Below are 18,328 nucleotides of genomic sequence, written 5' to 3'. Positions count from 1 at the left end.
TCCGGGCACGATAGACAAACCAGGGGCTCCTCTTCAATAGATGGGTGAGTGACTCACAACCAGCCTGGCAAAGAGGGAGGCGGGGCTTCTTGAGCGACGTCCGACGCCGAAAGGTCAAAAAGTGTCGAAAAAGTGCAACTAATTCGACACTTTTTGACCTTTCGAGGGCGCGGATCGCGGGCGCGTGAGGGCCACACACGCAAAAAGGCGGGGCCCCGACCCGAAAGTCGAGACCCCGCCTCTGCCCTAGCCGCCGGTGCGGCGGCGCGGGTCGTGGTTACTCTGCCGACTCGTGTGAGTCGGTCGCTGCGGTGCCCTCGCCCTTGGCGTAGCGGTCGCGCAGAATCTGGCCGAGGCCCTCGTCAACGTTCGTCCAGTACTGGAAGAAGCGTTCGCGAATCTCGTCGATCGTGATCGCAGCGGCCTGGCCGGCGAGCGTGTTGTGGAACCGCTCCTTCGACTCAGCCGAGAACACGTCACGGTAGAGAATGCCGGGCTGCACGAAGTCACCGTCGTCGGCGCGCAGGGTTGCCGCGGCGCGTACGAGCTCGCCGTCTGACTCCCACGAAGCCTCTACGCCAGCCTGAGCGTCAACAGCCGGGCCGCCTGCCGCACCGAACGAGTTCGGGTGGTAGACGCGCTGCGATGCGGGCGGGAAGTGGTACTGCATGTTGCCCTGGTGCATGTAGTTGTTGGCCTCGGTTGCGTGAGGCTGGTTAACCGGCAGCTGGTTGTAGTTCGTGCCGACGCGGTAACGCTGCGCGTCGGGGTACGAGAATACGCGTGCCATGAGCATCTTGTCTGGTGAGATGCCGGTGCCGGGAACCTGGTTGCCGGGCGAGAACGCTGCCTGCTCGATCTCGGCGAAGAAGTTGACCGGGTTGCGGTTCAGCGTGAACGTACCCACCTTGATGCGGGGGTAGTCAGCCTGAGGCCAGGTCTTCGTGAGGTCGAACGGGTTGAAGCGGTAGGTCTTCGCCTCTTCGTACGGCATGATCTGCACGTAGACGTCCCACGACGGGTAGTCGCCACGCTCGATCGAGTCGAACAGGTCGCGACGGTAGTAGTCGGCGTCGCTGCCCGCGAGGCGCTCGGCTTCGTCGGCCTCCATGAGCTCAACGCCCTGGTGTGAGATGAAATGGTACTTGACCCAGAAGCGTTCGCCGTCGGCATTGATCCACTGGTAGGTGTGTGAACCGTAACCGTTCAGGTGGCGCCACGACTTCGAGAGGCCGCGGTCGCCCATGAGGTACGTGACCTGGTGTGCCGACTCGGGTGAGAGGGTCCAGAAATCCCACTGCATGTCGGCGTCGCGCAGACCTGAGTCGCCGAGGCGCTTCTGCGAGTGAATGAAGTCAGGAAACTTGATGCCGTCGCGAATGAAGAACGTCGGGGTGTTGTTGCCCACGATGTCGAGGTTGCCCTCGGTCGTGTAGAAACGCAGCGAGAAGCCGCGCACGTCGCGCCAGGTGTCAGGTGAACCCTGCTCGCCAGCAACCGACGAGAAGCGAATGAGCGTCTCAGACTTTGCGCCCTTCTGGAACACTGCTGCGCGAGTGTACTGCGACACGTCTTCGGTTACAACGAACTCACCAAAGGCGCCGCCACCCTTCGCGTGCGGGTTACGCTCGGGAACACGCTCGCGGTTGAACGCTGCGAGCTTCTCTACGAGGTAACGGTCGTGCAGAACCGTGGGGCCGTCGTTGCCAACGGTGAGCGAGTGCTCATCGCTTGCGATAGGGGTGCCGGTCTGCGTGGTCGTGATCTTCTGATCAGCCATAATTACCCTTTCTCTGGTGATTCGTCTGTTGCGTCGTAGCAGTCGGGGCACAGGCCCACGAACGTTACTTCGGCTGTGTGGATGTGAAAATTGTGCGTCTCGCTGGGAGTCAGGCATGGCGCGTGGCCAATCGTGCAGGCAACATCTTCGATGCGCCCGCAGCCCTGACAGATGAGGTGATGGTGGTTGTCGCCCACCCGCACCTCGTATCTTGCAGCTGAGCCAGCCGGCTCGATCTTGCGCACGAGCCCCGCGTCGGTGAGCGCCGAGAGCACCACATACATGGTCTGTAGCGTGGTGTCAGGAAGCTCCCGCTGCACAAGCTGGAAAAGCTCGGCAGCATCGAGATGCCCGCCCGGGTGCAGTGCCTCAAGCACGGCACGTCGAGGCGCGGTCGATCGCAGCCCAGCACCCTTCAGCCGCTCGGCGGCACCAAGGTGGAGTTGCTGTGTCATGGCTCAACTTTATCACTCTTTTGAATGATTCAAAAGAAAGGGGAGCCTTACCCACATCGGTTGTGTGGGGTGCGGCGGCCGTGCGCGGATGCGTTGGCCGTGCGCTGGTGCGTTGGTGCGCGGGTGCGCGGGCCGTGCGGGCCGTGCGGCGGCCGGGCGCGCGTGCGCTGGCCGTGCGCTGGGGTGGGTCGGCGTGCTCGCGGGTGGGCCTGGCGCCGGGCCTGGGGCACACACTCGGCTACTGGCGGATCGGCACCCGCCTCTGTGGCCAGGTTTGCACGCCCCAAATCGATCTACTTGACGAAAAGCAGGGTGTTCACCCCTCTCACACCCTGCTTTCCGTCAAACAAACACGAAATCAACAAACACGAGCCGAACGGCGCGCAGAAGACGCGTCAAAAGTGAAGAAGGCGGGTCAAGAAGCGCAGAACGTCGAGCCAGAAAGCGCAGAGCGCTAGCGCCACCCACTAGTAGTGCTCAAACCGCCCCGGAAGCAGCGTCCACGGGTCTTCGCCCAGGTACTCGCACACGGCCTGGTACACGCACCACTCCACGAACATGCGGCGGTGCACCTCGTCGGGCTCGTGCAGGCCCCGAAAGCGCTGAATGGGCGCGCGAAACAGGTAGATCATGTGCTCGCGCGGGCTCACGAGCCAGAACATCGGCTCCTCTGAATGGGTGCCCTCGGGCATCTCGTACGGGGGCAGCGACATGAAGCCGATATTGACATCGTCGAGGTCGTCGGGCAGCTGTTGCCGTAGGTACTGAATCGTTGCGGCGGCCCAGTGCTTGAACGTTTCTACGCGTGAGTGCGGATCGCGCACCCTCGTGCCGGCGAGCGATGAGCGGATCGGCCGGCGCCCGTGGCGGCGCACCGGCGAGGTCGAGTCGCCGGGTTGCGCGGGCGCAGATTGCGCGGCGCCCCGTTGCGCAGCAGGAGCTTGCGCAGCAGGAGCTTGCGCAGCGGAGGCTTGCGCGGGCGCAGCCTGCGGCTGGGGTTTCGGTTTACGACGGCCAAACATCACCCCAAGCTTAGCGAGTATAAACGGTGAACTCTTCAATCAGGCTTGCCGATGCGAGCACCGGGTAGGTCGAGAGCGTGTGCTCGTCGAAGAGCGTCACGCCAAGGGCGAAGGGGGCTTCGCCCTGCACGCTGGTCTCGCCAGCTTTCGCGACCTCTTTCGCAGTGTAGGGCTCGAGGGTCACGGTCGCGTCGCCGACGGTGAAATCGGCCTTCTCGTCACTCGCATTTGTGAGGGTCAACGTGCCGCCAGGCAGCGTGAGCGTCTTCACCGTTTCACCTGCCGAGAAGACACTCGACGGGGTCATCCATGCGAAGTCGTGATCATTGTTATTGTGCAGCAGCGTCATCACGCCACCGACAATGGGCTCCTCGCTCTCGACGATGACTCCGGTCGCCTCTTTCGGGAGCTTCGACAGGCCGAGGTCGGTCACGACTCCGGCTTCGAGCTCAACCTCACCGATGAGCGCGCGCTCCTTACCGGCAGTGAGCGAGAACACCTTGGCTTTGGTGGCTACCTCGGGTGAGAGCAGTCTGGCGAGCGCGGCATCGTGCCCGTCTTCACCCTCTTCGCCGTGTGTATGGTTCTCGTAGGTGCGCACTCCCGAGAAGACAAGCTCGGTTGATGGCGTCAGCTGAGCGTTGACCGTGTCGGCGCCGATGGGGGTGATGTCGGTGATTTGGTGCACGCCGAGGGTCGCGAATACTGGCGATCCGCTCGCCTGCACACGAATGGCGGTGCTGTCGTAGCCGGCACCGAAGCCGCTCAGCGGAACTGTCTTTGTGGTCGCGGGCGGTACGAGCACGCCGGTGGTTCCGACGCCTTCGACGGGGCCCTCTTCGTTAAAGACGCCAATCGTGACGGTTGCGGCGACCGCACCCGGGTTCGAGAGGGTGATGACGCTCGAGATGCCGCGGGCGGTGCTGCCGCCCACGATCCATTGCTCGTTTGTCGCCTCGCCGCAGCTTGAGGCGGCGAGGCCCTTCACTGTTTCGGTGTCGATGCGCTGCTTTTGGGCCGCTCGAAAGTCTTCTGAGCCGGGCACCGTGCGCGAGCTTGGAGGCGTCGCACCAGCGAGTTGCATCGCGAGATCGTTCTTCGCGGTTTCGCCGCCACTCACCTTCGTCTCGGCCTCACCAACCGGGGTGACATCATTGGGCGAGCTGGCATTGAGCCCGAGCACGCCGAATGAGCCCTGGCACACGAACGAGGTGTTCGTGGTGGTAGCGGTGCTCACGGTTTGCGCTGGAACCTCATGCTGCACCGTCGGCAGGTTCGTCTGCCCGGCGAGCATGATGAGCAGCGCGCCGACCGCAGTTACCGCGATTCCGGTGCCGACCTGGGCACTGCCGCGCACCAGTTTGCTTCGCTTACTCATCGCGCGCCTCCCGGTGTGCATCGTTCGTGTTGGTGGTCTCGTCAAGGCCCGTCACTTCTGGGCTCGAGAGGTCGGACGATCCGCCCACGAAAATCGTGTCTTCGTCGGGCAGTTCGTGCTCTTCGCGCACGAGTGCCGGGTCGTCGTTCGGGGTCTCGGGCCCGTCGGCGGCAGAAGCCTCGTCGGCGGGCTCGTCGCGGGCTTCGCCCGTTTCACCGAGCGGATCAGCCCCCATGAGCATCGCGTCAGTGATAATGGGCACCTCGTCGGTCTGGTCTGAGACCTCGTGCGGGGTCGCGTCTTCGAGCACGGTAGCGCTCTCGCCGGTGACAGCCCCCTGCCCGGGCTCAGCGTTCGGCTCGCCCTCGGCCGTTTCTGCCTCACCCGAAGCAGGTTCAGTGCAACCGGCTTCGGCGACGTCAGACGCTGCGGCGTCTGGCTCGGCAGTGCCGAGTTCGGCATCAGCTGTAGCGACCACTCCAGCCTCGGCAGCGGCCGCACCCACGGGGGCCGCGGCGATGCCCGAGTCAGTGAGCGGCGCAAGCTTCTTGGCGGCCTTGCCTCGCGGCTTGCGGCGCTTCTCGGGGCGCAAGCGAACCTCACCAGTTGGTAGCGCGAGCAGGAACATCAGTGCGATCAAGATGAGCTGGGCTGCCCAGAGCATCTTGCCGCTCACGGGACGCTGCTCGGTGGTCTGAATGTCGAGCTCGTCGTCGGCAAGCTTTGCGGTCGCCTGAGCGGCGGCCTCGGCTTCATCGTCGGTTTCGGCAGCGTCGGCAGCGTCGGCAGCACCGTCGCCAGCGGCGTCGGCCGCACCAGCACTCTCAGCAGTCTCTCCGCCATCGGCCGGGGCCGACTCGTTCACGCGCCACAGCAGGCCGTGCGAGGTGTCGCCAACCGGAGAGAGCGCCTCGCTCTGGTCGAGCGCTTCTTGCAGCAGCGAGCGAATCTGCGCTCCGCCAGAGCCCGGCGTATCGCCGAGCAGCACGAAGCGAATATTTGCGGCCTCGAGCTGCTCCTGCAGCTCGGAGGCGCCGAGGCTCGCGAGCGATCCAACGAGTTCTGAGAGCGCCTGCTCTTCAGAGGCCTTCGTGGCGGTGAGTTGCGCGGTGCGTACGCGGTCAAGGGTCAGAGTGTTGCCAGCTCGCAGCTGCGCGCGCAGTTCATCTTCGCCGAGCGGCGTGATGACAAGGGCCTGCTGCGTCGGGTTGATCGCGAACTCCGCGTCGATGACGGCGGGAATCGGTTGCCGGTCGACCGTGAGTGGGCTTTCGGCGCGCACCTGCTGCACCATCGTGGGAAGGCCGAGCAAGATGACACCGACCATGGCAACAATGGCGACTGGCACCTCGGCGCGCAGCAGCGACTTCAGGCCGAAGGAAGCGAACGAGATGAGGCCGAGCCAGTACAGTGCGAGGCCGGCACCGGCCGAGACCGCGACGAGCTCTGAGCCGAGCGGTACGAGCAGGAGGTGCGGGGCAACAATCGCCGTGAGCATACCCAGAATGGTCATGAGGCCCAGCATGATGGTGCGCCTCACCGGGCCGGTGCACGCACCGACCACCGCGAGAATTGCGAGGGGCGCGACGAGGCACATGGAGACGATCCACGGCGAAGCCCAGCTCTCGACGCCGATGAGACTGAGGGCACCGGGCAGGCCCCCGAGGCCAGCCTCAGGAAACCCGAGCAGCATGTCGGCGGGCGCCGCGGCGGTGTGCTGCAACGGGGCCGAGGGGTCTGCGAACATATCGAGGGGGCGGCCCGAGGCGACAGCGCTCAGCATGCGTGGTACACCGAGGGCTAGGGGCACGATCGCGATCGAGCAGAGCTTCGAGGCTCCACGGGGGTAGCAGGCGACTGCGGTAATGAGCAGCACGAGGGCCGCGGGGTACAGTACCGGGCCAGCGGCGAGCACGACCGCGGCGATGAACGAGGCAACACCCGCCCAGCTCCACGACTGCGAGGCACGTGAGCCAGCATAGAGCAACCACGGCAGCGCAATGACGATCACGAGGGTCGTAACACGGCCGGTGATGAGCGCCGAGAGCAGTACGGGTGAGACGCCCCAGGCGATGCCTGCGAGCAGCCTGCCAGCGGCGTGCTCGGTGAGTCGACTCGCCCACATCCAGCCACCGAGGGTGGCCGCGGGCACCGAGGCAATAAGCAGAATGATGACCGCGAGCGAGGGGTTCCAGAAGGTGACCGTGCCCATGAGCGCGAGCACCCAAGCAAAGGGGTCGGCTGGAACCGTATGCGCGAACGAGCCGAGCGACTGAACATTCACTGCCGCGGCGCTCACGGTACTCGACCACAGACCGCCCAGCGACTGGGTCAGCTGGCCGGCTCCTCCGCCGGTCACAAACGACGCCCCAAAGAGCCACCAGGTGAGCAAGGCGCCCACAGCGAGCGCGCTCATCGTGAGGGCGAGGCCACCGGTTTGCACGAAGTGCAGGTCTTCGCGCTGCCTGCCTTGAACGGCAAGAATCGACTCTTTGCGCACCATTCGCACCGATGCGACGGTCTTGCGTTCGGTGCGAAGCGGCCGCACTGCCCCCCACCCTGCAGTGTTGTGCCGCCTGATGCTTGAGCGTGCCCGCCAGATACTGCGGGGGTGGAAAAACACTTGCAGCGCCGCGACAAACTCACCAAGCATGGTGCCGGGGCGCTCGCGAATAAGCGCCCACATCATGCCGAGCACGCCAATAATCGGCAACCCGAGCCACATGAGCGGGGCGAACACCGCGGGCGCGTAGGTGATGCGGCGGTACAGACTCGCTGCCCGTGACTGCCGGTGAGCGCGCCGCAGGACGCCGGCACGGTGGTTGATCTCGGGGCCGGCGATTCCGGTTCGGGCGTAGCGTAGTCTCGCCTCGGGGGCCACGATCACACGGTAGCCCGCGAGCCTCGCGCGCACGCTGAAGTCGAGGCCGTCGTCGTAGATGGGAAGCGCAGGGTCGAAGCCGCCGAGGCGCTGCCACACGTCACGTCGCACGAGCATGCCGACCGGGCCAACCCCCAGAACGTCTTCGTAGTGATCGTACTGCTGCTGATCGAGTTCGTGACGGTCGAGCACCCAGCGGCCACCCGCCCAGGTGAGCCCTTGGCTCAGCTCGATGATGCGTGAGGGGTCATGCCAGTCAACGAGCTTCGGTCCCGCGACAACCGCGGTGCCGCTCGCTTTAACCTTGAGTAGCAGATGTTCGAGAGCCGACGGTTCGGGTGCCGAGTCTTCGGCGAGCAGCCACAGCCACTCTTCTCGGGTGTTCTCGAGCTCTGCGAGGCCGCGCTCGGCTGCGGCAACGGCTTGCCCGAAACTTGCGCGCTCGTTCATCGCGATAACGGCGTCGATGCCCTCACCGCCGACTGAGGCTGCGAGCCCTTCGGGCCCACAGGCGACCACAACGATGCGATCGGGCATGACGGTTTGCGCCTTGAGCGACTGCAGCGTGAGATCAAGCTTCTCACCCTGGTGCTTGGCGACAAGAATCGCGGTTACATTACTTCGCATAACGAGAGCAAGTGTAAACGCCCTCGCTGTGCAACACGCTGAGGCGTGCCGGGCATGGGTGAAGCACTCAGGTTAGGCGCGTTTGCGCAGCTTGCGGCGCTCGCGTTCTGAGAGCCCGCCCCAAATACCAAAGCGCTCGTCATTTTCGAGCGCGTACTCAAGGCACTGAGCACTGACCTCGCACGATTCGCACACGCGCTTGGCTTCCCGAGTTGATCCGCCTTTTTCAGGAAAGAAGGCTTCGGGGTCAGTTTGCGCACACAGCGCGTCGGCCTGCCAGGCGAGAGCGGTGTCTTCGTCTTGGCGGGTCCCTGGAACACCAAGGAAAACGGGGTCTACAAACCAGTTGTTCGGAACCTGCGATGCGGGTTTCTCATTCTCGGTCACTGCCCCTCCTTCCTTACAAAGCGTTTAGGTTACCTCATAATTACACCGTTGTCATTCACTCAAGTCAAGCCAGACATAGTAAAGCCTCAACCACTACTTGAAGGTCAGGACACGCCCTCGACCCTCGAAATGTCGATTTCTGAGCGGCAGCCCACGCTCGCCACGAAGGCCTCGCCAGAGCCCGAAATTTCAATGGCCGCACCCGCCGAGATGTAGAGGGAATGGCCCTTTCTCACGCTTGCGACCTCACGTAGGTCAACCCCGATTCGCTCAACCCGAAGCACCCCCTCGGTCGCGATCATAACGAGCGGGTATGGAGCTTCAAGAGACACCGCGCGCGCCAAATGCATCCCGGGCGCGTCGAGCGGGTCGTGCTCGGCGTCGACGCGCACGCGGTGCAGTTGAAAGTCGGGAATGGGCGGTTGCCAGGTCGTGAGCCCGGGGGCTGGCGTCGCCCCGTAGAAGAGCGGATCGTTCGTGGTCGTCAGGTCGAGAATGCGGCGAAACTCCGGCACGTCAATGTGTTTCTCGGTCAGCCCGGCACGCAGCACGTTGTCAGACGAAGCCATAATCTCTACCCCAACGCCACCGAGGTAGGCGTGCAGCACGCCCGCGTCAAGGTAAAGCGCCTCGCCGGCATTGAGCGTGACGACGTGCATCAGCAGTGAGATGAGCACGCCCGGGTCACCGGGGTGCGTGGTCACGAGCTTGCGCAGCACGTCGCGACGCACACCGTCGAGGTCGAGCGGTACTTCACTCATGACCACTTCGGCGAGCGCTCGAACGGTCTCGACCACGATTTCGTCGCCGGGCAGTAACCAGTCGAGCAGCGCCTCGCGACCGGCCTTGCCGTCGACTCCGAGCCTTGCAGCGCTCTGCACTCGCGCCGCAAACGAGAGCAACAGCTGACTGCCCCTGGCCCCGCAGGTTCCTGAACCCCGAGCGATCGCCGCCGCATCGTTTGCCGCGTCGCCAAGCTCGCGCCAACCACTCAGTGCCTCGATGTGCGAGAGGGCGACGAGCAACTCGGGTTTGTGGTTCGCGTCTTTGTACGAGCGACTAAGGTCATCCAGCGCGATTCCCGCGGCGTTCTCACGCGCAAAGCCTTCCTCAGCCTGACTCTTGCGCGGGTGCACCTGCAACGAGAGCGGAGCCCCGATGCCGAGCACCTTGAGCAGAAAGGGCAGGTGACCACCATCGACGCCGTATACCTCGGGGTTACGCTCAATGAGGTCAATGAGAGTGAGCGGCTCGGCCATGCTGCCAGCAACCTGCGCCGGGTCGACCTCGTGGTCGCCGAGCCACAGCTCTGCCTGCGGTTCACCGGTCGGCTCAGTCGCGAGCACCTCAGGAAGGGCATCGCGAGACCCCCACGCGTAGGTGCGTGGAACGTTCTGAATAAAAATGAGCACGCGGCACTCTCTATCTTTGACTAACTTATCCCTCTGGCGCACCGCTAATGTTTCCCGTGGAACACCGACGTCATGGAGAAGCACACCAACTCGCAATTACACTACATAGCATGGCTGAAATTACCAGAGAGGCGAAACACCACCGCCTCGGCGTGAACGCATACGCAACCGCGACCTTCTTTATCGCGCTCGGCGGCAACGCGTTTCGCAACCTGCTCGGGTTGCAGGGGTACGTCGCGCTCGTGGTCGTGGTGTTTGGCATCGGCATCGCGCTCTTCATCAAACAGCGCCCCGAACGCTTTCGCTGGTACCGTCTCCCAGCCCCCCTTACGCTCTTTCTACTCTTTGCCGCGCTCTCGATTCTCTGGTCGCAGTACCGCCTCGAGTCGCTGCTCGGCGTCACGGCTCAGCTCATTACGACGGCCGTCGCCGTGATACTCGCGCTACTCCTGACGTGGCAGGAAACGCTCAGCACCCTGGCGAGCGCTTTTCGCTATCTGCTCGGCCTCTCGATCGTCTTCGAACTATTCGTGTCACTCTTCATTCGCGAGCCCCTCTTGCCCTGGTGGATCGAGGCTCCCGAGGGAAAGACCCCGAATTTGCTTTACTGGAGCCGTGACCTGCTGTTCGAGGGCGGCCCGATTCAAGGCTTGCTCGGCAGTTCGACGCTGCTCGGCTTCGCGGCGTTGCTCGGCCTCATCGTCTTTGTCATTCAGCTTCGCGCCGGCACTGTGCGCCCCTTTGCGGGCTGGTTCTGGGTCATCGTTGCGCTCGCCACGCTCGTGCTCACGAGGCCCGCAACGGCGCTCATCGCTGGCGGCGTCGTTGTCGTCTCGCTCTTCTTCGCGCTCTGGGCGAGGCGGGCGAAGGCCGACCACCGCATGCCCATGTACTTCATCGGCGCGGCACTGCTCGCGGCCTGCGGCACGCTCGCGATCGTGTTTCGTGACAGCTTCTTCGGCATCTTCGGCAAATCGGGCAGCCTGACGGGCCGCACCGAGACCTGGCAGAAGGTCATCGATCTCGGCTCAGAGCACCCCACCGTCGGATGGGGCTGGGTGAGCTACTGGGCCCCGTGGGTCGAACCGTTTAAGAGCCTCGATGTGCAGGGCGGCATTCCGGTCATGCACGCGCACAACGCGTGGCTCGACGTCTGGTTCCAGCTCGGCTTCATCGGCCTCGCACTCTTCGGTCTGCTCGTGTTCGTCACGACGTGGCGCGTGTGGTTCAGGGCGGTTGACCAGCCGAGGCGCGGCCCCGGCGCTCCCCTGCCCTACGCAACGAGCGCGCTCTGGCCGTTTCTCATCATGATGGCAATGCTCGTGCAGTCGCTCACCGAGAGCCGCATGATCGTCGAGAGCGGGTGGCTCTTGCTCGTGCTCTTCACCGTGAAGACCCGCTTCGACTACGAGGTCCCTTCAAGCCAGGACGACCAGAAGCGCATTCCCTGGCGTGATACACCGATTCCACGCGGCTAGCGGTGAAGCGGTAAAGCTCCAAACACACACCTTTTCGTTCATCTTGCGTCGATACACTGACGAGTAACTTTGCACGTGTCGAAAGGTTTCCTGTGACCACGGTTCTTCAGAACGTCGTTTTCCCGACGATCACCGACCCCGATGTACTGCCCCTCTACGCCGACCCAGAGTCGTGGAGCGAGGTTGACGGGAAACCGCTGAGACTCACCGCCGTCGCGAGCATCGACAACGTGCTCTCGCGCCACAGCGCTCGGGTGCGCGCCGGCAAGCGCGTCTCGTACGCGACCTATTTCAACGCGTTTCCCGCCTCGTACTGGCAGCGCTGGAGCGTCGTCACCGAGGTCACGCTCCAGGTCACCACGAGCGGCCCAGGCACCGTCATGGTGTACCGTTCGAACGCCGCGGGAGCGCTGCAGCAGGTCGCGGCAACAACGGTTTCTGGAGAACAGCAGCGATCCGCATTCGATTTGCCTCTCAACAAGTTCGGCGACGGCGGCTGGTACTGGTTCGACCTCGTCGCTGGTGACGGCGACCTCGTGCTCGAGCACGGCGAGTGGAGCACCGAGGCCGAGCCCACGACGCCCGGCAAGCTCAACATCGGCATGACGACCTACAACAAGCCCGACTATTGCGTGCAGACCCTGCGAGCAATCGAGGGCTCTCCCGCGCTCGTCGAGGCGATCGACCAGGTATTTCTTGTTGACCAGGGAACCCAGAAGGTGCGCGACGAGGCTGGCTATGCCGAGCTGCAGGAGGCGCTCGGTGATAAGCTGCGCGTCATCGAGCAGCCGAACCTCGGCGGCTCGGGCGGCTTCTCGCGCTCGATGGCCGAGACGCTCAAACGCGACGAGTCAGACTTCTTGCTCCTGCTCGACGACGACATTGAGTTCGAGCCAGAGAGCGCGCTGCGCGCCCACCAGTTCGCGCGGTTCAGCCGCACGCCCGTGATCGTGGGCGGCCATATGTTCGACCTCTACGACAAGCCCGTCATGCACGCCTGGGCCGAGATCGTGGGCGACGAGGCCTTCAACTGGGGCCCTTCGTTCCCTGAGCAGCACCGCCACAACTTCCGCAACGCGAACCTGCGCCAAACGCCGTGGATGCACGCGCGCCTCGACGCCGACTACAACGGCTGGTGGATGTGCCTCATCCCGAAGAAGGTCATCGCCGAGCTCGGTCTCTCGATTCCGGTCTTCATCAAGTGGGATGACGCCGAGTACGGGCTGCGCGCGAAGGCCGCCGGCTACCGTACCGTCTCGCTGCCCGGCGTCGCCCTCTGGCACGTCTCGTGGCTCGACAAAGACGACTCGCAAGACTGGGGTGCGTATTTTCACACGCGCAACCGCATCATCGCCGGCCTTTTACACTCGACCAGGCCAAAGAGCGGCCGGCTCCTGCAAAACAGCGGCCGTCAGGACATCAAGAAGCTGCTCAACATGCAGTACTACGCGACGCAGCTCGCGGTCGACGCCCTGCGCGATGTTTTGAAGGGCCCCGAGGTGCTGCACGCAACCATGGCGCAGTCAATGCCCGAGGCACGAAAGCGTGCCGAGGGATTCCCCGAAACACGCGTGTACCGCCCGGGCGACGAAGACACACCGGTGTCGCGAGGCGGCCGCGTGATTCCGACCCTCGACCCCGATCCACAAAGCCCCTCAGGCGCCCAGCTCGCGCTGTACACGCTTAAGAACGTGCCCAAGCACTGGCTGCGCAAAGAGGCAGAAGCCGCGTCGATCGAGCCAGAGCTCGAGTACCCGAAGCGCGAGGCCTTCTGGTGGCGGGTACCGTCGCACCGCAGCGTCATCGTGGGCACGGCCGACGGTGCAGGCAAGATGTGGTACCGACACGACCGCGCAAAATTCAGGCGCCTGCTCAAAGAGAGCCGCGCGCTCACCCGCGAGATCGAAAAGAACTGGGATGCGCTCGCAGAGCAGTACCGAGCAGCCATGCCACGCCTCACCTCGGTCGAAGAGTGGGAGCGCACGTTTACCGGGCGTTCATAGTTCGCAGTAGGCTCTAAGGCATGCAATCTTTCGTGCCCGTGAGCGCTGACCGTTCGGGAATCACCTTTCACTGGGTGCCGGCCTCGCTCTCATCCATCGATATTTGCTTCGATGAGCAGCGTGTCTGGTCTCTCGACGTGCGCGACATCGCGGGCGGCACCGAGCTGCCGTGGCCCGAAGCACTGCACCCGTTCCTCGTCGGCTCGTCGAACCTCACGATCGCGCCCACGGGCGACCCTGAAGCACTCTGGTCGGGCGAGGTCGCCTTTACGAATGACGATGCCCGCGTCGCGATCGTCAATGACACGGGCGTAGGGCTCTCGCTCAACAAGTGGCTGCGACTCGCACCGAACCTCACCGAGATGGGGCAAGACGTGCGTGACGAGATCGTGCGTCGCGCGGCAGTGATCGTCGCCAACCTCACCGATATGGGCCTGAGGCCCTTCGCCGTCGGCGGAACCCTACTGGGCGGCGTACGCGACGGCTCGCTCTTGCCCCACGATGACGACGCCGACGTCGCATACCTCTCGCGCTTTACGACCCCCGCAGAGGTCGCGCGCGAGGGCTACCAGGTGGGCCGCCGCCTCGAGGCCCTCGGCTACACGCTCATGCGCCACAGCGCGACCCACATGCAGTTGCACTTCGCGACCGACTCGGGCGTCGACTACTACATTGATGTCTTCGCCGCATTCTTCACCGACGACGGCAACATCAACCAACCATTTCACGTTCGCGGTCCCATGCAAGAGGCCGACATGCTGCCCTTTGGAACAGTCACGATCGGCGGAACCACTTTTCCTGCGCCCCGCGTGCCCGAAGTATGGCTCGAGATCAACTATGACGCTGACTGGCGCACCCCGATTCCCGGCTTCGCCATCGAAACCCCCGAGCCCACGCGCCGCCGCTTTCAGAACTGGTTCGGCTCGTTCAACTTTGGCCGTCACTTCTGGAACGGCTGGTACGGCAGTCCCGATGCCTACGCGCCGTGGGAGCCGGGAGCCGAGTGGATCACCGACCCTGCCCGCTCACTCCAAGCGCCCCAGCTCGTAGAGCTCGGAGCCGGCGGCGGATCGCTCACGCGGCGCCTCGCCTCGCCAACCCGCGAGGTCATCGCCACCGACTATGCCCGCGAGCCGCTCACTCACCTCAAGCGGCTCTCAAAACAAGCCAACGTGCGCGCCGCCCACGTCAACCTGTACCGCATCACGTCGCTCGCGGCGCCCGCCGAAAACGGCGTCACTGGCCCGTTCGACCTCGTCGCCCACCACGTCTTCGAGCAGGTCACCGAGCACGCTCGCCCCAACATGTACCGGCTCGCCCGCATGGCCCTGAACTCTGGCGGAACGGCAGTCGGCACCTTCTTCACCCGCCACGCAGCCGACCTCGCGCCCGACAACCCCACCACCTGGCACCTCACCCCCGAGCAGCTGCGAGCCGAGGCCGCAGCCTTCGGGCTCGAGGCGCGCGTGCAACCGCTCGCGGTGCCCGCGCAGCCACTCGCGACGGCCACGGGCGCGACCAACCGGGCCGACTCGGCTGGCTCGGGGTTCTCGGAGGCTGCGCGATCCGCCGCCGTCGAACGACGCCCCTTTGGCGTAACCTTCACGCTCGCACCCCCGCACGCTTCGCCCTCGACCCAAGGAGCCACCATGTCTTCGCCACTCTCACGTCTCTTTCGCGCCGTCGACCCCCGGTTCACACGCCGCAAAGTACGCGAGCTGAATCAGCAAGTACAACAGCTGCAGTCTGAGCTCGACGAGTACCGCGGCCACAGCTCGAAGCTCGCCGAGCTGCTCGACCTTGCCGAGAACCAGCTGAGCCCTGAAGCACGCGGCTCGGCTAGCTCAGACCAAGCGACCGACTAGCCGCTCACGTCGGGCGCGCTACACTCGGGCCATGGCCACACTGCTCGTCGTTCATCACAGCCCTACCCCGCGCACGCTCGAAATCGCCCAGGCGGCGCTTGAAGGAACACGGCTCGAAGGGCTCGAAGACGTGACCGTGGTTGAGCGCAACGCGCTCGAGGCAACCATCGACGATGTGCTCGCGGCCGATGGCTACCTGCTCGGCTCAAGCGTGCACTTCGGGTACCTTTCGGGGGCCCTCAAACACTTCTTCGACACGACGTTCAACGCCACGCACGAAGCCACAAAGGGGCGACCGTTCTCGTACTGGCTTCACGGGTCATACGACAGCACCGGCGCCGAGATCGCGATGCAGCAGATCACGACGGGGTACGGCTGGAAGCTGTGCGCTGATCCGCTGGTATTTCTGGGTGAATTCACCGCAGAAATGCGAAACGCGGCGACCGAGCTTGGGGCTACGGTCGCCGCGTCGTGCTAGTCGCCGGGGCGACGAGAGACCTACGCGAAGAGGTCGGGCAGCTTGTTGTTAAACACCGACAGTGCTGAGCCGATGGCCATGTGCATGTCGAGGTACTGGTAGGTGCCGAGGCGCCCGCCAAAAATCACGCGGTCTTCAGCATCGGCGCGCTCGCGGTACTTGAGCAGCATCTCACGATCGTCTGGGGTGTTGACCGGATAGTAGGGCTCGTCGTCGCGCGTCGCGAAACGCGAGTACTCGCGCATGATGACGGTCTTGTCTTTCGGGTAGTCGCGCTCAGGGTGAAAGTGGCGAAACTCGTGAATGCGCGTGTAGGGCACCTCTGACCCGGCGTAGTTCATGACGCTCGTACCCTGGAAGTCGCCGACCTCGAGCACCTCTTCTTCGAAGTCGAGGGTGCGCCAGCTAAGCTCACCCTCGACATAGTCGAAGTAGCGGTCGACGGGGCCCGTGTACACGACGGGAACCTTGCCGACGACAGCGTTCTTGTTGAGCGGCTGTGACTCGTCAAAGAAGTCGGTATCGAGCTTCACCTCGATGTTCGGGTGATCGGCCATGCGCTCGAGCCACGCGGTGTAGCCGTCGGTCGGCAACCCCTCGTGAGTGTCGCTGAAGTAGTTGTTGTTGTACGTGTAGCGCACCGGCAGGCGGCTGATGATCTCGGCGGGAAGCTCGGTGAGTGGGGTCTGCCACTGCTTCGAAGTGTAGTCGCGAATGAACGCCTCGTAGAGGGGGCGACCGATGAGCGAGATACCGCGCTCCTCAAGGTTTTGCGCCGTCTTGCTGTCATACTCGCTCGCCTGCTCGGCGATGAGAGCACGCGCCTCTTCGGGGCCGTGCGCCGCGCGGAAGAACTGGTTGATCGTGCCCAGGTTGATGGGCAGCGGGTACACCTCGCCCTCATAGTTCGAGTAGACGCGGTGCACGTAGTTCGTGAAGGTCGTGAAACGATTCACATATTCCCACACCGTCTCGTTCGAGGTGTGAAAGAGGTGCGCACCGTAGCGGTGCACCTCAATGCCGGTCTCGGGCTCGGCCTCTGAGTAGGCGTTGCCGCCAATGTGGTTGCGGCGCTCAATGACCGTCACCTTTTTACCGAGCTCGGTTGCTGCGCGTTCTGCGATGGTGAGGCCGAAAAAGCCTGACCCGACTACGAGAAGATCCATGCTTGCAAGTGTAGCCGCACCGGAGCGAAACGCCCTCGGCTTACGCTGAAGAAGCAGCGATTGCCGAGGGCGTTCACCCAGTGGTTACGCGGTATTAGCCCGCAGCACCAATCACGATGCGAGGCGTGCCAGCCCACTTCGCGGGGTCGGTGTAGTTGCGGCCGTCGGCGATGAGCTTGATGCCAGGAAAATCAGCAGCGGTGAGCTCGCGGTACATCGCATGATCGGCCTGAAGAATCGCGACATCAACCGGGTCGCCGAGCGTGTGCGCGGTGAAGCCGTAGGCGGCGAGCTCTTCTTCTGAGAACAGCGGATCGTGCACGGTCACAACCGCGCCGCGCTTCTTCAGTTCGTCGACGGTGGGAAACACGCCTGAAACGGCGGTCTCTTTGACGCCACCGCGGTAAGCGGCACCGAGCACAACGACGCGCTGGCCGGTGAGGTCACCGAGCATCTCGGCAACGCGGCCAACCGTGTATGCGGGCATCTCGGCGTTTGCGTTACGTGCGGTGCGCACGATCGAGGCGTCGGGGTCGGTCGAGAGGTAGAGGCGCGGGTAGACCGGGATGCAGTGACCGCCAACGGCGATGCCTGGGCGGTGAATGTGGCTGAACGGTTGCGAGTTGCAGGCCTCAATGACCTTGTACACATCGATGCCGGCGGTGTCGGCAAACTGCGCAAACTGGTTTGCGAGGCCAATGTTGACGTCGCGGTAAGTGGTCTCGGCGAGCTTTGCCATCTCGGCGGCCTCGGCTGTGCCCATGTCCCAAACCCCGTTGGGCCTCGGCAGGTCGGGGCGCTCGTCGAAGGTGAGCACCGACTCATAGAATTCGGTTGCCAGCTTCGTACCTGCCTCAGAGAGCCCGCCCACGAGCTTCGGGTACTTCTTCAGGTCTTCGTACACGCGACCGGTGAGCACGCGCTCTGGCGAGAACACCACGTGAAAGTCGGTGCCCTCGCTGAGGCCAGAGACCTCTTCGATGAGCGGCTTCCAGCGGCTACGCACCGTGCCCACGGGCAGGGTGGTCTCGTACGAGACGAGGGTGCCTGGCGTAATGTGCTCGGCGAATGATCGGGTAGCCTGATCCATCCAGGTAAAGTCGGGCTGCCAGGTCTCTTCGTTCACGAGCAGGGGTACGACAATCACGATCGCGTCGGCGCCAGGAATAGCGTCGGCATAGTCGCTCGTGGCGCGCAACTTGCCCGCGGGCACCTGTTCTGCGAGCTTCTCGGCGAGGCCGAACTCGCCGGGAAACGGCTCTTCGCCGCGGTTGATGCAATCGACGAGAGCTTGATTCACGTCGACGCCGACAACCTCGTGCCCCATCGAGGCGAACTGGGTTGCGAGAGGGAGGCCGATTTTTCCGGTTGCAATGACTGCGATCTTCACAGGCAT

The 18,328-nt window shown here is 64.1% G+C and carries 14 protein-coding genes; 5 read left to right on the top strand and 9 right to left on the bottom strand.

Going from position 1 to position 18,328, the window contains the following annotated elements; genetic code table 11:
- Positions 1-277 precede the first annotated feature (277 nt).
- Positions 278-1,780: a catalase gene (locus KTJ78_RS12020; RefSeq protein ID WP_217136123.1), complete on the bottom strand. Its 1,503-nt coding sequence runs from the start codon at positions 1,778-1,780 to the stop codon at positions 278-280.
- Positions 1,781-1,782: 2 nt separating this feature from the next.
- Positions 1,783-2,235 (bottom strand): Fur family transcriptional regulator, encoded by a 453-nt coding sequence (locus KTJ78_RS12015; protein WP_217136121.1) that lies wholly within the window; start codon positions 2,233-2,235, stop codon positions 1,783-1,785.
- On the opposite strand from KTJ78_RS12015, the gene KTJ78_RS12010 reads away from it, so the two are divergent.
- Positions 2,229-2,693, top strand: a complete 465-nt coding sequence (locus KTJ78_RS12010; RefSeq protein ID WP_217136119.1) for a hypothetical protein — start codon at positions 2,229-2,231, stop codon at positions 2,691-2,693. The two genes, KTJ78_RS12015 and KTJ78_RS12010, sit on opposite strands and share 7 nt — an antisense overlap.
- A gap of 9 nt (positions 2,694-2,702) precedes the next feature.
- On the opposite strand, the gene KTJ78_RS12005 is transcribed toward KTJ78_RS12010, so the two are convergent.
- From KTJ78_RS12005 to manA, 5 genes are all read right to left on the bottom strand, one after another.
- Positions 2,703-3,257, bottom strand: coding sequence for a hypothetical protein (locus KTJ78_RS12005; RefSeq protein ID WP_217136117.1), 555 nt, complete (start codon positions 3,255-3,257; stop codon positions 2,703-2,705).
- A 10-nt stretch (positions 3,258-3,267) separates the two neighbouring features.
- A complete protein-coding gene (locus tag KTJ78_RS12000) occupies positions 3,268-4,635 on the bottom strand; it encodes a DUF5719 family protein (RefSeq protein WP_217136115.1) in 1,368 nt (455 codons plus the stop codon).
- Positions 4,628-8,143 carry a glycosyltransferase gene (locus tag KTJ78_RS11995; protein ID WP_217136113.1) on the bottom strand — a complete coding sequence of 1,172 codons (3,516 nt, stop codon included), beginning with the start codon at positions 8,141-8,143 and terminating at the stop codon, positions 4,628-4,630. Before KTJ78_RS11995 ends, KTJ78_RS12000 begins: the two co-directional genes overlap by 8 nt.
- 72 nt (positions 8,144-8,215) lie before the next feature.
- Complete coding sequence (locus tag KTJ78_RS13665) at positions 8,216-8,530, bottom strand: WhiB family transcriptional regulator (protein ID WP_217136104.1); 315 nt, start codon at positions 8,528-8,530, stop codon at positions 8,216-8,218.
- 104 nt (positions 8,531-8,634) lie between these two features.
- A complete protein-coding gene (gene manA / locus KTJ78_RS11985; RefSeq protein ID WP_217136102.1) occupies positions 8,635-9,942 on the bottom strand; it encodes a mannose-6-phosphate isomerase, class I in 1,308 nt (435 codons plus the stop codon).
- Positions 9,943-10,052: 110 nt separating this feature from the next.
- On the opposite strand from manA, the gene KTJ78_RS11980 reads away from it, so the two are divergent.
- From KTJ78_RS11980 to KTJ78_RS11965, 4 genes are all read left to right on the top strand, one after another.
- A complete protein-coding gene (locus KTJ78_RS11980; RefSeq protein WP_217136100.1) occupies positions 10,053-11,420 on the top strand; it encodes an O-antigen ligase family protein in 1,368 nt (455 codons plus the stop codon).
- Between the two features lie 92 nt (positions 11,421-11,512).
- The gene (locus KTJ78_RS11975; RefSeq protein WP_217136099.1) at positions 11,513-13,423 is read left to right on the top strand and encodes a glycosyltransferase; all 1,911 of its coding nucleotides are present in this window, start codon (positions 11,513-11,515) and stop codon (positions 13,421-13,423) included.
- Positions 13,424-13,443: 20 nt separating this feature from the next.
- A complete protein-coding gene (locus KTJ78_RS11970) occupies positions 13,444-15,288 on the top strand; it encodes a class I SAM-dependent methyltransferase (RefSeq protein ID WP_217136097.1) in 1,845 nt (614 codons plus the stop codon).
- Positions 15,289-15,319: 31 nt separating this feature from the next.
- On the top strand, positions 15,320-15,766 hold the full coding sequence (locus tag KTJ78_RS11965) for a flavodoxin family protein (protein ID WP_217136095.1): 447 nt from the start codon (positions 15,320-15,322) through the stop codon (positions 15,764-15,766).
- Between the two features lie 20 nt (positions 15,767-15,786).
- On the opposite strand, the gene glf is transcribed toward KTJ78_RS11965, so the two are convergent.
- Both glf and KTJ78_RS11955 read right to left on the bottom strand, forming a co-directional pair.
- Positions 15,787-16,932 carry a UDP-galactopyranose mutase gene (gene glf, locus KTJ78_RS11960; RefSeq protein ID WP_217136092.1) on the bottom strand — a complete coding sequence of 382 codons (1,146 nt, stop codon included), beginning with the start codon at positions 16,930-16,932 and terminating at the stop codon, positions 15,787-15,789.
- Positions 16,933-17,026: 94 nt separating this feature from the next.
- Positions 17,027-18,322, bottom strand: coding sequence for a nucleotide sugar dehydrogenase (locus KTJ78_RS11955; protein WP_217136086.1), 1,296 nt, complete (start codon positions 18,320-18,322; stop codon positions 17,027-17,029).
- Between the last annotated feature and the right edge of the window lie 6 nt (positions 18,323-18,328).

Origin of the sequence: Leucobacter chinensis (assembly GCF_019049105.1) — a bacterium.
GTDB lineage: Bacteria > Actinomycetota > Actinomycetes > Actinomycetales > Microbacteriaceae > Leucobacter_A > Leucobacter_A chinensis.
Note: the sequence above shows the minus strand (reverse complement) of the source record. Positions and strands in the feature narration are given on the sequence as shown.

What these genes read in the sequence shown, in the direction of transcription:
- KTJ78_RS12000 (WP_217136115.1), bottom strand. Translation starts at nt 4,635, where the DNA reads ATGAGTAAGCGAAGCAAACTGGTGCGCGGCAGTGCCCAGGTCGGCACC.
- KTJ78_RS12015 (WP_217136121.1), bottom strand. Translation starts at nt 2,235, where the DNA reads ATGACACAGCAACTCCACCTTGGTGCCGCCGAGCGGCTGAAGGGTGCT.
- KTJ78_RS11980 (WP_217136100.1), top strand. Translation starts at nt 10,053, where the DNA reads ATGGCTGAAATTACCAGAGAGGCGAAACACCACCGCCTCGGCGTGAAC.
- KTJ78_RS12020 (WP_217136123.1), bottom strand. Translation starts at nt 1,780, where the DNA reads ATGGCTGATCAGAAGATCACGACCACGCAGACCGGCACCCCTATCGCA.
- glf (WP_217136092.1), bottom strand. Translation starts at nt 16,932, where the DNA reads ATGGATCTTCTCGTAGTCGGGTCAGGCTTTTTCGGCCTCACCATCGCA.
- KTJ78_RS11970 (WP_217136097.1), top strand. Translation starts at nt 13,444, where the DNA reads ATGCAATCTTTCGTGCCCGTGAGCGCTGACCGTTCGGGAATCACCTTT.
- KTJ78_RS11965 (WP_217136095.1), top strand. Translation starts at nt 15,320, where the DNA reads ATGGCCACACTGCTCGTCGTTCATCACAGCCCTACCCCGCGCACGCTC.
- KTJ78_RS12005 (WP_217136117.1), bottom strand. Translation starts at nt 3,257, where the DNA reads ATGTTTGGCCGTCGTAAACCGAAACCCCAGCCGCAGGCTGCGCCCGCG.
- KTJ78_RS11995 (WP_217136113.1), bottom strand. Translation starts at nt 8,143, where the DNA reads ATGCGAAGTAATGTAACCGCGATTCTTGTCGCCAAGCACCAGGGTGAG.